16 protein-coding genes and 1 pseudogene are annotated in these 16332 nt (G+C 68.2%); 4 read left to right on the top strand and 13 right to left on the bottom strand.

Annotated elements, in window-relative coordinates; all coding sequences use genetic code 11:
* Positions 1 to 47 precede the first annotated feature (47 nt).
* Positions 48 to 986 (top strand): LysR family transcriptional regulator, encoded by a 939-nt coding sequence (locus VBO01S_RS08135; protein ID WP_062472883.1) that lies wholly within the window; start codon positions 48 to 50, stop codon positions 984 to 986.
* On the opposite strand, the gene VBO01S_RS33505 is transcribed toward VBO01S_RS08135, so the two are convergent.
* The 7 genes and pseudogenes from VBO01S_RS33505 to VBO01S_RS08105 all read right to left on the bottom strand — a co-directional run bounded on the left by VBO01S_RS33505 (position 978) and on the right by VBO01S_RS08105 (position 5160).
* A complete protein-coding gene (locus VBO01S_RS33505) occupies positions 978 to 1532 on the bottom strand; it encodes an AMP-binding enzyme (protein WP_370680604.1) in 555 nt (184 codons plus the stop codon). The genes VBO01S_RS08135 and VBO01S_RS33505 overlap by 9 nt on opposite strands.
* Positions 1533 to 1553: 21 nt before the next feature.
* A pseudogene (locus VBO01S_RS33195) lies at positions 1554 to 1724 on the bottom strand (TetR family transcriptional regulator); the annotation flags it as partial.
* A gap of 100 nt (positions 1725 to 1824) precedes the next feature.
* Entirely contained in the window at positions 1825 to 2316 is a 492-nt protein-coding gene (locus VBO01S_RS08125; protein WP_062472879.1) for a nucleoside deaminase, read from the bottom strand.
* Between the two features lie 19 nt (positions 2317 to 2335).
* Entirely contained in the window at positions 2336 to 2671 is a 336-nt protein-coding gene (gene uraH / locus VBO01S_RS08120) for a hydroxyisourate hydrolase (RefSeq protein WP_062472877.1), read from the bottom strand.
* Between the two features lie 48 nt (positions 2672 to 2719).
* Positions 2720 to 3232, bottom strand: a complete 513-nt coding sequence (locus VBO01S_RS08115) for a hydroxyisourate hydrolase (RefSeq protein ID WP_062472874.1) — start codon at positions 3230 to 3232, stop codon at positions 2720 to 2722.
* Complete coding sequence (gene uraD / locus VBO01S_RS08110) at positions 3225 to 3779, bottom strand: 2-oxo-4-hydroxy-4-carboxy-5-ureidoimidazoline decarboxylase (RefSeq protein ID WP_062472872.1); 555 nt, start codon at positions 3777 to 3779, stop codon at positions 3225 to 3227. The genes VBO01S_RS08115 and uraD overlap by 8 nt, the downstream gene beginning before the upstream one ends.
* A 49-nt stretch (positions 3780 to 3828) precedes the next feature.
* The gene (locus VBO01S_RS08105) at positions 3829 to 5160 is read right to left on the bottom strand and encodes an MFS transporter (RefSeq protein ID WP_062472870.1); all 1332 of its coding nucleotides are present in this window, start codon (positions 5158 to 5160) and stop codon (positions 3829 to 3831) included.
* A gap of 199 nt (positions 5161 to 5359) precedes the next feature.
* On the opposite strand from VBO01S_RS08105, the gene VBO01S_RS08100 reads away from it, so the two are divergent.
* The gene (locus VBO01S_RS08100; protein ID WP_062472868.1) at positions 5360 to 6322 is read left to right on the top strand and encodes a LysR family transcriptional regulator; all 963 of its coding nucleotides are present in this window, start codon (positions 5360 to 5362) and stop codon (positions 6320 to 6322) included.
* Between the two features lie 16 nt (positions 6323 to 6338).
* Here the strand turns inward: VBO01S_RS08100 and VBO01S_RS08095 are convergent, their stop codons facing one another.
* The 6 genes from VBO01S_RS08095 to VBO01S_RS08070 all read right to left on the bottom strand — a co-directional run bounded on the left by VBO01S_RS08095 (position 6339) and on the right by VBO01S_RS08070 (position 12907).
* Positions 6339 to 7211, bottom strand: a complete 873-nt coding sequence (locus VBO01S_RS08095; RefSeq protein ID WP_062472866.1) for a winged helix-turn-helix transcriptional regulator — start codon at positions 7209 to 7211, stop codon at positions 6339 to 6341.
* 87 nt (positions 7212 to 7298) lie between these two features.
* Entirely contained in the window at positions 7299 to 7880 is a 582-nt protein-coding gene (locus VBO01S_RS08090; RefSeq protein WP_157627308.1) for a DUF1120 domain-containing protein, read from the bottom strand.
* Positions 7877 to 10414, bottom strand: coding sequence for a fimbria/pilus outer membrane usher protein (locus VBO01S_RS08085; RefSeq protein ID WP_062472863.1), 2538 nt, complete (start codon positions 10412 to 10414; stop codon positions 7877 to 7879). The genes VBO01S_RS08090 and VBO01S_RS08085 overlap by 4 nt, the downstream gene beginning before the upstream one ends.
* Before the next feature lie 2 nt (positions 10415 to 10416).
* Positions 10417 to 11133 carry a fimbria/pilus chaperone family protein gene (locus tag VBO01S_RS08080; protein WP_255221077.1) on the bottom strand — a complete coding sequence of 239 codons (717 nt, stop codon included), beginning with the start codon at positions 11131 to 11133 and terminating at the stop codon, positions 10417 to 10419.
* Positions 11134 to 11408: 275 nt separating this feature from the next.
* The gene (locus VBO01S_RS08075; RefSeq protein ID WP_062472861.1) at positions 11409 to 12074 is read right to left on the bottom strand and encodes a DUF1120 domain-containing protein; all 666 of its coding nucleotides are present in this window, start codon (positions 12072 to 12074) and stop codon (positions 11409 to 11411) included.
* A gap of 134 nt (positions 12075 to 12208) precedes the next feature.
* Positions 12209 to 12907 carry a DUF1120 domain-containing protein gene (locus VBO01S_RS08070; protein ID WP_157627307.1) on the bottom strand — a complete coding sequence of 233 codons (699 nt, stop codon included), beginning with the start codon at positions 12905 to 12907 and terminating at the stop codon, positions 12209 to 12211.
* Positions 12908 to 13280: 373 nt separating this feature from the next.
* On the opposite strand from VBO01S_RS08070, the gene VBO01S_RS08065 reads away from it, so the two are divergent.
* The gene (locus VBO01S_RS08065) at positions 13281 to 13958 is read left to right on the top strand and encodes a response regulator transcription factor (RefSeq protein ID WP_218005385.1); all 678 of its coding nucleotides are present in this window, start codon (positions 13281 to 13283) and stop codon (positions 13956 to 13958) included.
* 50 nt (positions 13959 to 14008) lie between these two features.
* Positions 14009 to 16327, top strand: coding sequence for an ATP-binding protein (locus VBO01S_RS08060; protein ID WP_062472858.1), 2319 nt, complete (start codon positions 14009 to 14011; stop codon positions 16325 to 16327).
* The last annotated feature ends 5 nt before the right edge of the window (positions 16328 to 16332 follow it).

Raw genomic sequence — 16332 nt, 5'->3', positions numbered from 1 at the left:
AATCACTGTTTGCAGATCCCAAACAATCGCCGCGCAGGAGCCCTCCCATGGACCGTTTCGATGCAATGCAGGCCTTCACCCGCGTGGTCGAAGCCGGCAGCTTCACCAAGGCCGCCGACACGCTGCGCATGAGCAAGACCAGCGTGACCCAGCTCGTGCAGCAGTTGGAGGCCCGGCTGCGCGTGAAGCTGCTCAATCGCACCACGCGCAAGGTGAACGTCACGGCCGATGGCGCGGCGTACTACGAGCGTGCGGTGCGGCTGCTGGCCGACCTGGACGATGCCGAGACCAGCCTGTCGAGCGCCGCCGCCCTGCCCCGCGGCCGCCTTCGCGTGGACGTGCCCAGCCCGCTGGCCCGCATGATCCTGGTGCCCGCGCTGCCGGCCTTTCATGCGCGCTACCCCGACATCCAGCTCGACATGGGCGTGAGCGATCGCATGGTCGATGTGATCGGCGAGAACGTCGATTGCGTGGTGCGCGGCGGCGAACTCACCGACCCCTCGCTCATGGCCCGCCGCGTGGGCGACCTGCAGCTCGGGGTCTATGCGGCGCCGGGGTATCTCGAACTGGCCGGCACGCCGACGCACCCGCGCGAGCTGGAAGACACGCACCACCGCATCGTCGGCTTCCTGTGGTCGCGCCACGGCAAGACCTTTCCATACGCCATGCGCCGGGGCGGTGAGCGCGTCGACGTGCAGGGCCGCTACGTGCTCTCGGTCGACGACGGCAACGCCTACCTCGCAGCGGGCCTGGCGGGCCTGGGCATCCTCTGGCTGCCGGACTACATGGCCGCGCCGCACCGGGCGCGCGGCGAACTGGTGCCGCTGTTCGAAGACTGGCAGCTCGATCCGATGCCGCTGTACGTGGCGTTCGCGCCGAACCGGCATGTGAGCGCCAAGCTGCGCGCGTTCATCGAGTGGGTCCCCGGGCTCATGGCGCAGCATGCGCCGGTCGTCGTTCGCCCGGGCCCGTCGGGTTCACGTTGACGCAGCCTCTGCTTCCTGCAGCGCCCGCCACATCACCTTGCCGCTGCCGCTCTTGGGCAGCGCGTCGACGAACTGCACCACGCGCGGCGCCTTGTACGCCGCCATGTTCGCGGCGCACCAGTCGATGATGTCCTGCGCGCTCACCGGCGCTTGCGCGGGCCTGAGCACCACCAGCGCCTTGACCGATTCGCCGCGGTAGGCGTCCCGTGTCGCGATCACGCACGCCTCCTGGATCGCCAGCGCTGCTTCGGCCACCGCGCCGGCGATGAGCCGCGTGGCGGCCTCGATCTCTTCGGGTGGCGTACCCGCCGGCATGATCGCCACGAGCCCGGTGCGGATCGAGTCCATGAAGTGGCGATCGTCGATGCCGCGCCAGCGCTCCCAGCCGAGCACCACGGGCCCGTCGACCAGGATCAGCTGGCGCAGGCCTTCCTGCGTGGCTGCTTCCAGGTAGATGCGCAGGTTGGTCGCGATGGTGTGGGGCGAGCGGTGCCCTTCGATGCGCTGGATGCGCGTGCCGAGCTCCGCTGCGAGCTCGGCCTGCACCGCATCGAGCACGGCTTCGAAGACATCGTGCTTGGCGCGGAAGTGGTGATACAGGCCGCCCTTGGCGATCCCCGCGCCGGCCGCGATGTCGTCGATGCTGACCGCCGCAAACCCCCGCTCGATGAACAGCTGCCGCGCCGAGGCGAGGATGGCCCCGACGGTGGTTGCGCTGCGCTTGGCCTGCTGGACCATGTGCGTCTTTCTCCTCGATGGCTGCTGCGCCACGTGAACACGCGGGCAGTATGGCACGCAGCATCGGCCCGGCAGGCCCGGGCGCAGCGCCGTCTCCGGGTCAGCTCGCCGGCTGTGTCACCTTGCTCCAGGCCTCGTACAAGTCCTCATCGGCCTCATCGCGCACCGGCAGCGAATGCAGCTTCATCTCGCGCTGCTCCAGCGGCCGGGCGATCTCGACGTAGCCGCGTGCGGCCGACAGGTCGAAGGGCTCGCCGTCTTGGTTCGAGTAGGCGTAGAAGACCTCCTTCACGCCCGACAGGTACATCGCCGTCAGGCACATCGAGCACGGGTAGCCGCTGGCGTACACGGTGCAGCCCGACAGGTCGGTGCTCTTCAGGGCCTTGGCGGCGGCGCGCACGACCTGCATCTCGGCGTGGGCCGAGGGGTCGCACAGGGCGTCCACCTCGTTGACGGCGGTGGCAATCACCTTGCCGTCGCGCGCGATCACGGCGCCGAAAGGCCAGGTCTTGCGCTCGCGGATGTTGCCCATGGCGAGGCGGATGGAGTCGAGCAGGTACGCGCCTGCGTGGGGGTCATGGGATGTTGTCATTCAGGAAAAGCTCCCGCGGTCAGCTGCCGCGATAGGTGGAAAAAAACCAGGGGGCGCACAGCATCGGCACGTGGTAGTGCTGCGCGGCGTCGGCGATGGCAAAGCGCACGGGCACCACGTCGGACAGCGCATCGGCCGCCTTGAAGTGGTCCCCGACGTGGAACTGCAGCTCGAACTGCCCGGTGCGCGCCGAGGCGGCGGCCAGCATGGGCGCGTCGGTGCGGCCGTCGGCGTTGGTGCGCGTGCTGTTCAGGCGCGTCGGCGGCGTGGTCGCCACGTCGTAGAGGTCGACCTTCAGCCCGACGAGCGGGCGGCCGGTGGTGATGTCGAGCACATGGGTCGTGATGCCGGTCATGAGAACAAAACTCCTTGCAGACGATGGGAACGAACGGGGCCTGCTTGTTCAGCTGCCGCGCGAGTAGGTGTAGCTCCACGGGCCGAACTGGATCGGCAGGTGGATGCGCTCGGCCACGTTGGCCACGCGGATGCGCACCGGCAGCTTCGACAGAAAGGGCGGCGTGGGCAGGCGCGATTGCTTGCGCGCGAAGTACTCGTCCACGTGCAGCAGCAGCTCGTAGTCGCCGGCGCGGTAGCTGTCGCCGATCAAGAGCGGCTCGTCGGAGCGGCCGTTGCCGTTCATGGTCACGGTGCGCAGCAGCTTGAAGCCGTCGCCCTCGCGCACCGAGAAGTCGATGCGCAGGCTGGTCGCCGCGGCGCCGTGGAAGGTGTCCAGCGCATGCACGGTCAGGCGCGGGCTCACGCCGTGCAGCACGATCGGGCCGCTGGCCTGGGCCGGGCCGGCGGGTGCCGCCGTTTGCGCAACAGCCCCGTGGGGCGCCAGGGCCGCGGCGCCGAGCGCGAGGCCCGACAGCGCGAAGCGACGGCGTGCGGGCAGGGAAATTTCTTTCTCAGGCATGGACCGCTCCTTGGGAGGTGGACGCACCCAGCAGCGTGTCGATGCGCCCGCGGGTGATGAGGCCGATCTGCGTCAGCGCCGCGCGGCGCTCGGCTTCGGTGGACTCGGCGGCGCGGCTGCGCAGCGCCTCGAAGATCTGGCCCTTGGTGCTGCGCCGCACCGCGATGATGAAAGGAAAGCCGTGCCGCTCGCGGTACACGCGGTTCAGCCGCTGGATCTCGGCCATCTCTTCGCGGCTCAGGGCATTCAGGCCCGCACTGCCCTGCTCGCCGACCGACTCGACGGTCATCGTGCCGGCCTGGGCTTCGCGGCCCGCCAGCTCGGGGTGGCCGCACAGGAAGGCCAGCTGTTGGGCGTCGGGCGCACGGCGCACCACGTCGAGCATGGCTTCATGCAGCGCGTCGATGGTGGCGAAGGGCCGCAGCGACCAGGCCGAGCGTGCGACCCAGGGCGAGTTCTCGAAAGTCGGCCCGAGTGCGGCGACGAACGCGTCGCAGTCCATGGCGTTGAGCGCCTGGAGATCGAAACGATGGGCGTGGGAAGGCATGGAGAGCATCTCCTTTGTATTCAGACAGTCGGACGAAGGGGGGAAGGAATCAGCGCGCAGGCGTCTTGTGCAGGCGCGGCACGAACAGCAGGATCAGCACGGTGGCGCAGATCTCGACCGCCGCGACCACGTACAGGCCCGGTGCCAGGCTGCCGGTGGCGGTCTTGATGAGGCCCAGCATCCACGGCGCGCCGAAGCCCGCGAGGTTGGCGATCGAGTTGATCAGCGCCACGCCGCCGGCGGCCGCGGTGCCGGCCAGGAAGCGGTTGGGCATCTGCCAGAACACGGGGATCGCGCTCATGGTGCCGACGATGGCCAGCGTGAGGCCCGCCAGCACGAGGGCCGGGCTCTGGCGCAGGAACAATGCCACCACCAGCAACGCACCCGAACCCAGCGCCGCGGCCAGCGCGCAGTGGTAGCGCGACTCCTGGTGGCGGTCGGAGTGGAAGCCGTTCCAGATCATCCCGGCCGCGCCGCACAGGTAGGCGCCGGCCATGATCCAGCCCACGGTCAGCGGGTTGGTGAAGCCGATCTCTTTCACCAGCGTCGGGCCGTAGAAGGTGAGCGACGAGTTCGCCGCGATGATGCAGAAGAAGATCAGGATCAGCAGCCAGAACTTGCCGTTCTTCAGCGAGGCCAGCATGCTGTGCTCGCGGTGGCCCAGGGTCTTGCGGTCGCGTTCCAGGTCGTCGTGCACCAGCTGGCGTTCACGCGCCGTGAGCCAGTGGGCCTGCTCGGGCCGGTCGGTCAGGTAGAAGTAGGTGGCGATGCCGGCCAGCACCGAGGGAATGCCCTCGAGCAGCAGCACCCATTGCCAGCCGGCCCAGCCGTTCACGCCATGCATGCTGTTCATGATGGTGCCGGCCAGCGGCCCGCCGATCACGCCCGCGAAAGCCGAGGCCGACATGAACATGCCGAAGGCCTTGGCGCGCCGGCTGTCGGGGAACCAGTAGGTCAGGTACAGGATGATGCCGGGGTAGAAGCCCGCCTCGAACACGCCCAGCAGGAAGCGCAGCAGGTAGAACATCTCGGTGCTCTTCACGAACATCGTGGCGATCGAGGTCAGGCCCCAGCCGATCGTGATGCGCATGATGGTCTTCTTGGCGCCGATCTTCTGCAGCAGCAGGTTGCTGGGCACCTCGAAGAAGAAGTAGCCCAGGAAGAAGATGCCCGCGCCCAGCCCGTAGGCCGCTTCGCTCCACTTCAGGTCGTCCAGCATCGTCAGCTTGATGAAGCCGATGTTGACCCGGTCGATCCAGGCCAGCACCCACAGCAGCATCAGGAAGGGAATCAGGCGGAAGATGATCTTGCGGTAGATGCCGTCCAGTTCCGCCGTGGCGGTGTGTTCCCGGACTGGCGCCATCGTGGCGTCCATGCTCATGGTTGTCTCCATTTCTAGGTGTGGACGGGACGCGCCGCCTGGGACCTTCTGTGGGTCCGCTTGCGGCTGCCGTTCCCGCTGGTGGCGAACTGTAGGCAGATATCGCGGCCCCGGATCACGCTCTCTAGAATGTGCGGCATAACGGTTTGCCATGATGGTCTTGCCGCCGGCAACGCCCTCAGAGGCCCTTTTCTCCGCCATGTCACGCTCCCACGCTCCCGTCGACACCTACCTGCTGCGCGTGCTGGTCGCCCTGGTGGCCGAACGCAGCGTCTCCCGGGTGGCAGTGCGCATGAACCAGACCCAGCCCGCCATCAGCACCGCCCTGCGCCGGCTGCGCGAGGTCTTCGCCGACCCCATCCTGGTGCGCGAGCGCAGCGGCATGGTGCCCACCGAGCGGGCGCTGCAGCTGCGCGACCGCGCGCGTGGCGCGCTGCTCGAAATCGACCGCATGCTCTCGGGCCCCGAGCAGTTCGAGCCCGCCTCCAGCGCGATGACCTTCCACCTCGCGCTGCCCGATTACCTGGCGATGAGTTTCCTGGCCGACGTGACCACGCGGTTCCGCGCCGAGGCGCCGCATGCGCGGCTGGTGGTGCACCCGCTGAGCGTCACCTACGACTACGAGCGCGCGCTGGCCCAGGGCGAGCTCGACATCGTCATCGGCAACTGGCCGCAGCCGCCCGACCGCCTGCACCTGTCGCTGTTGCTCGAAGACGACCTGATGTGCCTCATGGGCAAGAACAACCCGCTGGCCGCCAAGGGCGCCATGACGATGGAGCGCTACATCGCCGCGCGCCACGTGGTGCCCACGCCGTATGCGGCGTCGCAGCGCGGCGTGGTCGAGACGCACCTGGCCACCTTGCGCCAGACGCGCGAGGCCTGCATTGCCGTGCCCTACTTCACCGTGGCGCCGCACCTGCTGGTGGGCACCGACCTGGTCTTCACCACCGCGCGCCATTTCGCGATGCAGTTCGTGCACACGCTGCCGCTGGTGGCGGTGCCCGCGCCGCAGGGCTTTCCGCGCATGCGCTTCTACCAGCTGTGGCACGACCGCTCGCAGCACGAGCCGGCGCACCGATGGCTGCGCGGCATCCTGGCGGCGGTGGCGTCGGGGCTGGCGCGGCCCGACGCGGCGGAAGCTGCCGCACCCGCAAGCGCCTAGGCTCACTGCCTTTCGCTCAGGCGGCCGAACCCGGCGCAGCGGCTGCGCTCCCCCACGCGCGTTCCCCTGCCCTTCGGACGGGTTCCCGCTGCCGGCGCCTGTTCTCTTCCGGCGCGCTGGCCGTGGTGCTCAGCCGGTAGCCCTGCCCCGGAACGGCCTGCAGTTCCAACCCATGGCGTCCGGCGCCCAGGCCGAGCTTGCGCCGCAGGCCGCACACGTTCGTGGAGAGCACCCCGGAGCCGCAGCGGTGGCCGCTGTCCCAGACCAGCGCGCGCAGTGCGTGGTGGGTCAAGACCTGATCGACGTTCCTGAACAGCACGATGGCCAGGTCGAACTCATTGGGGGTCAATTCGACCCGGATGCCGGCCACCTGTGCGCTGTCCGCGGACAGGTCGAAGCGGAACGCACCCCATTCGACGAACTGGCCCGCCACCCGTGCCCGGTGCCATTGCAGGAAGCACCGCATCAGGAGGTACGCCTCTTCGAACGAAGCCGGCGTCACCTCCACGTGGTCGGATTCGCGCGCATGCAGGACCGCCAGTTCACGCAGACCGCGCTTGCCGCCGCTCAGGACCAGGGGGCACGCCGGGCCCACCTGCTCCCGCACCTGGGCGATCAGTGCGCCCGCGGCGCCGGCGTCCACCGGGCAGGCCACGACCACGGCGTCGAAGCGAAGGTGGAGGTAGCGGCACGCCTGCATCAGTTCCAGTGCGCTGGTGAAGACCAGCGGCCAATGGCCGAGCCTGCGGATGGCCCGCCCCATCTGCTGTCGGGGCCGCAGTTCCGGGTCGATCACCGCAATGGTGGCGCACACGGGCTCATCCCACAGGATGGGCAGCCGCAGCGTGGAAGGGATGGCGGTAGGGACTGTGCAATGACTCTGCTTCAAGGATCACTCCAGAGGTGGATGGATGGATCGGATGTCGAATCGCCTTGTGGGCAAGTCGACGGGGTGGCCTGTGCGCCGGACGGCGGGCTAGCGGCCCAGAACTTCGAAACGCCCCGCGCCTTCCCAGGTGCTTTCGGCCGCGACGCGCGTGGCGGCGGTTCCCACGAAGGGCTCGATCTCGAGCTGGACCGTCAGGCGTTGGCCCTGGGCCAGGCCTCCGCCGTCCATGGGCGACATCCGGTCGCCGGGCCGAAGGAACGACGAAGGGGCCGCGCCCGTGGCATCCGCATGCGATGCGGCCAGGCGAACCGGCTTGCCGTCGAGCTGCGCCTGCACGACCCGAAGGGTGAAGCGGTCGTTCGCGGCAAACCGGAAACCCGTGTCGTCCGCCGCCGCGCCCTGGAACGACAGCGCCATCGCCGTGCGTTCGGCGCACACCGCCGTGAGCGTCACGAGGCGCTTGCCCAGCGAGGTCCGGGCGGGGTCGGGCTGGCGCTCCAGCAGTTGTCCGCGGGTCATCCGTCCGTAGTCGACGAGCGACTCGCTCAGCTGCGCGTCGCAGCGTGCCGAGGCTTGTGCATGCGCCGGCGTTCCTGCAAGGGCGAAGAGTGCGGCAAGCGCCATGCTGAACAAAGCGCTTTCCCGGCGCAGGCTTTTCATCGTGATCATTCGTGTGCTCCCATGGCCGTGCAGGTGGCATCGGCCGATTCAAAGTAGGCGGAGGCGTCTGGCTTTTCCGGCAGCGAAAACACGAGCCTGCAGGTGTCCCCATTCGACAGCGTGACCCGCAGGTCTGCGCCGTCCCGCACGTCGGGCAGAAAGACCTGCCCGCCGTCGACGACCGAGGTGACGTACTGGTTGTCGCCATCGACCACCGCCCCGCCCTTCTCGAGCGCTTGCCCTGCGGGACCGACGGCCTTCAGCAGCACCCGGCGGGCGTTGACCACGCCGAAGCGGATGTGGTTCACCGATCCGCGGCCCGCATCGAGCTCCTGGTAGCCGTTCACCAGGTCGACGTTGCGAGGCAGCGACCGGGTCGCGACCTCCAGCCGGCTCGTGTGGTACGGGAACAGCTGCGGGGCCACCGCGCGCCCCCAGGCATCGGTCCAGACCGGGCCTTGCGGCGTGCCGATCCGCACGCCGGACACGCCCCCCACCGAGACGATGCCGAAGGTGTCCTGCACGGGGTACGGCGAGAACGTGACGCCGTCCTTGTGGGCGACGATGCCGCCCTGCAGTTGCCCGCTGTAGGTGGTGCTCGCGCCGTTGCGCGAGAAGCCCAGGTTGGCCTGCGTGTAGCGCGGCAGCAGGCTCAGGCGCCCCGCGAAGTCGTTGCGCCCGTCGCGGCTGTCCCGCTCGGCCGAGACCTGGTAGCTCGTGGTGTCGTTGATGCGCTCGTTGAGCGTGACGCCAGCGCGGGTCCGGTCGTCGTAGCGGTTGACGTACGTCTTGACCGTCTTCGACCCCAGCGGAATGCTCACGGTGACATAGGCCGCATGCCGGTTGTCGAAGCGCCCCAGGTCGCCGGTGCTGCGTTCCAGGTTGAGCGACACCGTGGCGTGCGGGAACGACTTCACCCACGAGCCGATGAGGCGCTGGATGTGGCGTCCGTCGAAGCTCGAGGAGGCCGAATAGGCCAGCCGGAAACCGCCAAGGCTCGCGTGGGTCCAGCCGACAGAGCCCGTGTACTGGCCCTTGTAGCGCTGGCGCGTCCAGGTGGTGTCGAACAGGTTCGGATTGATCGTGTCCGCCAGGGCGCGGTAGCCCCGGGTCTGCTGCGTGGCACTCACCGACGCCGACAAGGCGGGCGAGATCACGCTGCTCAGCGAGGCATCGACCTGCGTCCCACGCACGCCCTCGCCCGTGGCGTTGGACACAGCCTGGCGAAACCCCGCCATCGTGCCCGGCACCACCATGCGGTTCACGGCCCATGCCGCGGCCTGGTAGCGCGTGGCCGCCATGGCACCTGCCGTCAGGTGCGTGCGCTTGTCCAGTGCCCAGGTGCCGGTGCCGGTCGCGACCCAGGGCTTGTCTTGCCGCTCGCCGTGGCCGTACAGGCGGTAGCGGCCGACCGCGAACGAATAGCCCGCCGTCGTGCGAAGCGCGGTCGCGCCCAGGGCGGCGGCGGGCACGGTGAACGGCCGCCGGGAACCGTCGGCCTCGATGACCGTGACTTCCAGGTCGCTCGCGCCGCTGAGCAACGGCAGGCCCGTCAGCGAGAACGGCCCCGGTGGGACGACCGTCGAGTAGATCAGCGCTTGGTTCTGCCGCACCTCGACGCGGGCCTGCGTGTGGGCGATGCCTTCGACCACGGCGCCGTTGTCGCGTGCGTCCGCGCGCAGGGCCTCCTCCGGGACGATCTGCACGCCCAGGATCGGATCGCCCGGGAAGATCGAGCTGGCGATGGTGATCTGGCCGCCCTGCACCGTCGAGCCCAGGCCAGTCAGCGTCTTCTGGCCGTAGGCGTACAGGTGCTGGAGCTTCTCCTTGCCGTTGTTCGACGTGTAGCTCTGGCGGCTTCGAAAGATCCAGTCGCCGACGTTCAGGCCGGCCTCGGTGCCCAGCGAATGGAAGCTGCTGGTGCCGCCGGCATGGCGGCTGTCCATCGTCAGCAGGTCGTAGTTCAGCAGGCCGGCGACGCCGCCGCTGCTGAAGGTGTCGGCGCGCTCGCGGGCCCGGAACGCGTCGGTCGGCACGATGAGGCGGACCTCGTCCCTGCCGGGGCGCAGCTCGACGATCGTGCCGGGGAACTGGCGCTGGAATTCATCGCAGGCCGTGGCGCCCGCACCTGCGTCGTCCGCCCCGCGGCCCGTGACGAGGCCGGCCTTGTCCCGCAACGTCTCGTCGAAGCACAGGCGGCCGTCCGCATCGAAGGTGGCGGGCACCAGCCCGCGCCGCTCGCCGTTGACGAACAGCGTCACCACGCTCGTCCCCGCGCGAAAGCGGGCCTCGTGCCGGAAGTAGTCCGCCAGCTTCGGGTCGATACCGCGCTGCCTGAGCACGTCCAGGTCGAAGCCGGCGCCCTGCTTTTCCTTAATGAACTGCTCGATGACGTCGGCGCGATCCTCGCCGGCCAGCGCAAAGGCCGACGGAGAAGCCAACAGCACGCAGAGCATCGCCGGCAGGCCGGCCGAAGTGCCTTTCGCGCGCTCGCCCGTGACGGCCGCCGGGGCCACGGTGCGCAAGGACGACAGCCCAGCCATCGTCAGTGCGCCGCGAGCCTGACGTCGTAGCTGGCCACGGTGAAGCCGTACACCGTCGCAGGCACCATCCGCACCGTGGCGGCACCCTTCGCCGTGGCCGGCAGCGGCACTTCCACCGTCTCGCCGGGCAGCACGTGGGGGCGCGGCAAGTCGACCGTCGCGGTCGACGGGAGCAACTGGACCGCGGTGGCCAGGCGCACCACGTACGGGCTGTCGTTCACGACACGCAGCGTGCCGGTCCCGACCGACCACTTCAGTCGCTTCCATGGCTGGTCGTCCTTGGCCAGGCCCTTGGGGTGGATGAGCACCGGCAGGTTCTGGCGCACGTTCATGGTCACGCGCAGGCCCGGTTCGGTGTTCTTTGGCGGGATGCCTTCGAAGATGACGCGCCGCAGGCGTTGCGTCTTCAGCGGCTCCTTGGTCTGCAGCAGAAAACGCACCAGCTGTGTCTCACCCGGCTCGACCCGGGCGACCGGCGGGGTCACGATCAGCAGGGTGTCGTCGTCCCCGGGAATGCCCGTCAGCGACGTGAACATGAGCGCCGGCTTGGCATCGGTGTTCTTGACGTTGATGCTGGCCTCGCCGTCGCTCTCGTTGACGATGACGACCGAGGTCTCCGGCAGCATGCCCGCGGCATGCAGCGGCAACGGGGCAAGGCCCGCGATCCATGCGGTCGAGGCGGTCAGTGCGAAAACAAATCTGGCGGGGATGAAGTTCACGGTTCTCTTTCCTGTGGTCGGACGAGCGCGTCCGCCGTCTCGAAAGGGGCGCTTTCGAGAAGAATCAAAAATGGGGAGGGACCGACGGGCCGTTCGCCAGCCGTGGCCCCAGGGGTGGCTCCGCGTCGATCCCGAACGGTCCGGACGCGATGCCGGCCGGTGCTCAATGCCGCAGCGGGCTCGAGAACGGGATGTCCTGGAAAGGGTTGCGCCAGGCGCCCTGCCCGGCACAACCCCGTATCGGGCGGAAGGTCCGCCCGATACAGCCGAGCGGCTTACAGGTAGATGAGTTCGAAGGTCGACAGGCCATCCAGCGGGATCGCGTGGGTCAACGGCAGGTTGCTGCTCTTGTCGATGGCGGTCGTCACACGGATATCGGCCGTGACAGACGTGTTGGCACCCGGCTGATTTGACGAGGTGTTGCTGAATGAAACAAGTTTGCTCCCATCAGCCCACAGGCCCCTTTGGTTGAGGAACCCCCAACTGATTCCGCCGTCCCCGCTCTCAAGGGCAATCGAGAAGCCTCCACCATTGACGGTCTCACGCACAACTTGCAATGAATATGCGCCGATGTTCTTGCCATCCGAAGTGCCCAAGCCGAACTTCATGTTCGGGGTGGCCCCCTGGATCGTTTCAAGCGAAGTGACCGCGCTCGCGGCGCGTTCGTCAATCACCTTGAAGCCGAACCGCACAGGCGCATCGCAGGTCATGGTCAGCTGGATCGACTTTTGCGCAAGCGTGGTCTGGGCCGTCGGGTTCAGCGAGCTGGCGGGGATCGTGCCGTAGTCGACCACGCCACCGCCTGCAAAGGCGGGCGTGCAAGCGGCAGGAACGATGGTGCCGGTGATCCGCAGTTCGGCGCTTTCGGCGCTCGCCGGGACAGGCGCGATCGCCACGGCGGCCGCGCCAGCGATGGCGGCGAGGGTTGCAATTCTCTTCACACGTATTTCCTCAAGAACTTCAAAAAAGTTTCAACGAAGGATTCGTTGAGATCCTCCCCATCCCGAAACGCTGCCCTTGACGGCAGAGGCAACAGGAATGGAAATGAATCGACGGACTGTTCGTCAGTCGCCGCTTACAGGTAGACGAGTTCGAACGTCGACAGGCCATCCAGCGGGATCTGCTGGGTCAGCGGCAGGTTGCTGCCCTTGTCGATGGCGGTCACCACGCGGATGTCGGCCGTGATGGCGGTGTGGGCGCCTGGCACCGTTCCCGTGGCACTGGCGGCGAACGCAACGAGCGTGCCGCCGTCGCCGGTCATGCCGCCGGCAAAGTCCGACCAGGTGGCTCCGCCGTCCACGCTGTTGATGTGTTTGGTGCTGCCTTGATCGGCCGTCTCTTTCGTGATCTGCAACGAATAGGCGCCGATGTTCTTGCCATCCACGGCGCCCAGGCCGAACTTCGCATTCGTGGCATACCCCGGGATGGTTTCCAACGCGGCGACCGCCGTCGCAGCGCGTTCGTCGATCACCTTGAAGCCGAACAGCACAGGCGCATCGCAGGTCAGCGTCAGCTGGGTCGACTTGTCCGCGAGCGTGGTCTGGGCCGTCGGATTCAGCGAGCCGGAGGGAATGTTGCCGTAGTCGACCACGCCGCCGCCTGTGAAAACGGGCGTGCAGGCGGCCGGAATGATGGTGCCGGCGATCCGGAGTTCGGCGCTTTCGGCGCTCGCCTGGCCGGGCACGAACATCACGGCAGCCGCGCAGGTGACAGCGGCAAGGGTTGCAATTTTCTTCACTGGTATTTCCTCAAGAACTTCAAAAAAAAGGTTCAACGAAGGATTCGTTGAAACCCACCCATGGCCTCGAAACGATGCGTTGGACTGCACCGCAACGAACCCAATCCAACCGCCGATGCGTCGGGTTTCGCGTTACAAGGGCCTTGCGCCTCTGGCAGCGAGTGCCCTTGAAAGTGCGCACGAAAAGCGTGTGAGCGGCGGCGTGTTTTCTTCCGATGGATTGTTCTTTTCGGGTGCTTTTCCCGATATAGAAATACAACGAAAAACCGGGAGGTCGACTTAGGGATCGTTCGAAAATTCGAACCCGGGGCGGCGCGGGCTCGCGCGGCGTGCGCTCACGCATCCCCTCGTTGTGATGGTGTCGACGTGGGGGCGAGCCGCCTACGATTCGCCCACTGGGAGGGTCCTCATGGCACACCACCTCACCGCGCAGCCGCTTCGCCTGATGCTGCTCGATGACCACGCGGTCGTCCGGCATGGCCTGATCGCAAGATTGGCGGACGAGCCCGACCTGTCGGTGGTCGGCAGCCATGCCACCAGCCGCGAACTGCTCGATGCCCTGGCCGCCGTGGCGGCCGATGTCGTGCTCGTGGATTTCTCGCTCGGCCCTTCGGACATCGACGGGCTCAACCTCCTGCGGGCGCTGAAGGTCCGGCACCCGCGCAGCCGGACGATCGTCATCTCCGCGCACTACAGCGCGGCCACCGTGGCACTGGCGCTGAAGGCTGGCGCGCGCGGCTATGTCGGCAAGAGCCAGGAACTGGACGAGCTCGTGGCGGCCGTGCGCACAGTGAGCAAGGGCCGCATCCACCTGCATCCCGACATGGCGGCGGACATCGCCACACTTTCCGAGGCCGCGTCGCCCCACACCGACGCCGAGGCGCTCACGAAGAACCCGCAGCTGTCCCCGCGCGAGCGCGAGGTGCTGCGCTGCTGCCTCGAAGGCCTGTCGGTCACGCAGATCGCCACGAAGTTCTCTCGCAACGTGAACACCATCAGCACGCAGAAACACGCGGCATTCCGCAAGCTGGGCATCCGCACGGACAACGAGCTGTTCAAGATCCGCCACCAGCTGGACAAGACATGAATCCTTGGCTCGTATTCAGGCGAACGGTGCGGTGGGCGATGTGGAGTGCGATGGCCCTCCCCGCCGGCGCCGCGTGGGCGCAGGCACAGCCCCTCTTCACCGACGAGGAACAGCGCTGGATGAAGGCCAACCCCGTCGTACGCTATGCCGCCGACACGCGGCTGAGCCCGCTGGAGTCCATCGAGCACGGCCGCTACAAGGGATTGATCGCGGAGTACCTCGACGCGGTCGCCCGCAAGTCGGGCCTGCGCTTCGAGCTGCACGCCACCCCCGACTGGCAGGAAGCCCAGCAGGCCTTCCTCGACGGCAAGGTCGACATGTTCCCGAACGCCAGCGCCGACCGCACCACGCGCGAGGTCGGCGCCCGGCTGCGCCTGACCGATCCCTTCTTCGTGGCGCAAACGATCATCGTCACGCGCACCGACGCCCCCTTCGTCCTGCACATGAAGGACCTGGACGGCAAGGTGGCGGCCGTGCGCGGCGGAGGCACCTACGCCCATGTCTTCGCCGAGCGCTACCCCGGCGTGCGCGTGCTCCCCACCAGCGAACCGATGGAAAGCCTCGACGCGGTGATCACCGGCGAGGCCTACGCCGCCATCGGCTCCGACGCGGTGTTTCTTCCCATGATGCGCCGCAGGCATGCGCGCCAGTTGAGCATCTCCGGCACGATCGGCGATCTCCTGTACGTGGCCCAGATGGGCGTTCGCGCCGACCTGCCGCTGCTGCACTCCATCGTGGAGAAGTCGCTCGCCAGCCTCTCGGCGGCGGAGACCGGCCAGATGAACGACCGGTGGCTGGAGCAGACCGACTTCGGCGAACCGTCGCTGCTGTCGATCGTGCGCTACCGCCTGCCGCAGCTGTTGCTGCTGCTCGGCGGCGTCGTGCTGCTCGGCTGGTTCGCCTGGCGCGCCCGCGTGGCGCAGCGCGCCGCACAAAAGAGCGAGCGCACCAAGTCGAACTTCCTGGCGGTGATGAGCCACGAGATCCGCACGCCCATGAACGCGGTGCTGGCCTCCATCGAGATGCTGGCGCACACGCCGCTGGATGCGCGCCAGAAGCGCTTCACGCGCACCGCCTCGGCGGCCGCCGAAGCCCTGCTGTCGCTGCTGGACGATGTGCTCGACCTCTCGAAGCTAGATGCCCGGCGCCTCGCGCTGGAACTGGTGCCCACCGACGTCGACGCGCTGGCGCAGAAGGTGGCGCATGTGGCGCGCGTGAACGCGCAGGACAAGCCGCTGGTCATCGCGGTGCGCACGCACAACCCGTCGGGCCGGCAGGTGCTGATCGACCCCACGCGGTTGCGGCAGGTGCTGCTCAACCTGCTGGGCAATGCGGTGAAGTTCACCGAGCGCGGGCGCATCGACGTGACGCTGGAGCTTCTGGACGATGGCGACATGAATGGCCTGCTGACGGTCACGGTGAGCGACACCGGCATCGGCATCGCGCCCTCGCAGCAGGCCACCCTCTTCGATGCCTATTCGCAGGCCGACAACTCGACCACGCGGCGCTTCGGCGGCACCGGGCTGGGGCTGACCATCTGCAAGGAGCTGGTCGAATTGATGGGCGGCGAGATCCGGTTGACCAGCCGCCTCGGTGCGGGCACCTCGGTCGAGTTCGCCTTGCCGGTGAAGCTTGTGTCGCCCCCACAAGAAACGTCCAAGGATGCCGCTGCGGCGCATGGCAAACCGCCCTCCGGTCCTGCGGCCACCGTGCTGGTCGTGGAGGACCACCCGGGCAACCAGTTCATCATCGCGGAGCAGTTGCGCATGCTGGGCTACGACGCCCGGATCGAGGCCGACGGCGCGGCGGCACTGGCCGCGCTCGCGCCGCCGCATCCTTTTGCGCTGGTGCTCATGGACTGCCACATGCCCGGGATGAGCGGCTACGAAGCGACGCGCCGCCTCCGGGAGTGCGAGCGCGAGGCCGGTGCCGGCCATCTGCCCGTGATCGCGATCTCGGCCGCGACCGACTCGGCGCACCTCGACGAATGCATGGAAAGCGGGATGGACGGCGTGCTCAAGAAACCGCTGCGCCTAGACGAACTGTCGAGCATGCTGCAGCTCTGGCTGGGCGGGGCGCCGTCGTCGCCGCAACGTCCCGACACGGCCTTGCCGCCGCAGTTTCACGAGGCCATGGCGGAAGATCTTGCGGCGCTGCGCCGGGCGTTCGCTGCGGGCGACACCGCGAGCGCGGCGCACCATGCGCACCGGATCAGGGGCGCGGCCTTGATGGTCGACGCTGCGGCCGTGGCAGCGCCCGCCGATGCGTTGGAGGAAATCGCTCGCGGCGAAACCGCTTCGGATCACATGCGCGTGGCGGACCTGCTGGACGAACTCCAGCTTGCGCTGTCGGCACAGGCGGCGTCCTGAGCGAC

Source organism: Variovorax boronicumulans NBRC 103145 (genome assembly GCF_001591345.1).
GTDB classification, from domain to species: domain Bacteria; phylum Pseudomonadota; class Gammaproteobacteria; order Burkholderiales; family Burkholderiaceae_C; genus Variovorax; species Variovorax boronicumulans.
Note: the sequence above shows the minus strand (reverse complement) of the source record. Positions and strands in the feature narration are given on the sequence as shown.

Bases quoted from the DNA above. Each gene is read 5' to 3' on its own strand.
- uraH (WP_062472877.1), bottom strand. From the start codon at position 2,671: ATGACCGGCATCACGACCCATGTGCTCGACATCACCACCGGCCGCCCG.
- uraD (WP_062472872.1), bottom strand. From the start codon at position 3,779: ATGCCTTCCCACGCCCATCGTTTCGATCTCCAGGCGCTCAACGCCATG.
- VBO01S_RS08065 (WP_218005385.1), top strand. From the start codon at position 13,281: ATGGCACACCACCTCACCGCGCAGCCGCTTCGCCTGATGCTGCTCGAT.
- VBO01S_RS08090 (WP_157627308.1), bottom strand. From the start codon at position 7,880: ATGATCACGATGAAAAGCCTGCGCCGGGAAAGCGCTTTGTTCAGCATG.
- VBO01S_RS08115 (WP_062472874.1), bottom strand. From the start codon at position 3,232: ATGCCTGAGAAAGAAATTTCCCTGCCCGCACGCCGTCGCTTCGCGCTG.
- VBO01S_RS08135 (WP_062472883.1), top strand. From the start codon at position 48: ATGGACCGTTTCGATGCAATGCAGGCCTTCACCCGCGTGGTCGAAGCC.
- VBO01S_RS08085 (WP_062472863.1), bottom strand. From the start codon at position 10,414: ATGGCTGGGCTGTCGTCCTTGCGCACCGTGGCCCCGGCGGCCGTCACG.
- VBO01S_RS08100 (WP_062472868.1), top strand. From the start codon at position 5,360: ATGTCACGCTCCCACGCTCCCGTCGACACCTACCTGCTGCGCGTGCTG.
- VBO01S_RS08060 (WP_062472858.1), top strand. From the start codon at position 14,009: ATGGCCCTCCCCGCCGGCGCCGCGTGGGCGCAGGCACAGCCCCTCTTC.
- VBO01S_RS08105 (WP_062472870.1), bottom strand. From the start codon at position 5,160: ATGAGCATGGACGCCACGATGGCGCCAGTCCGGGAACACACCGCCACG.
- VBO01S_RS08125 (WP_062472879.1), bottom strand. From the start codon at position 2,316: ATGACAACATCCCATGACCCCCACGCAGGCGCGTACCTGCTCGACTCC.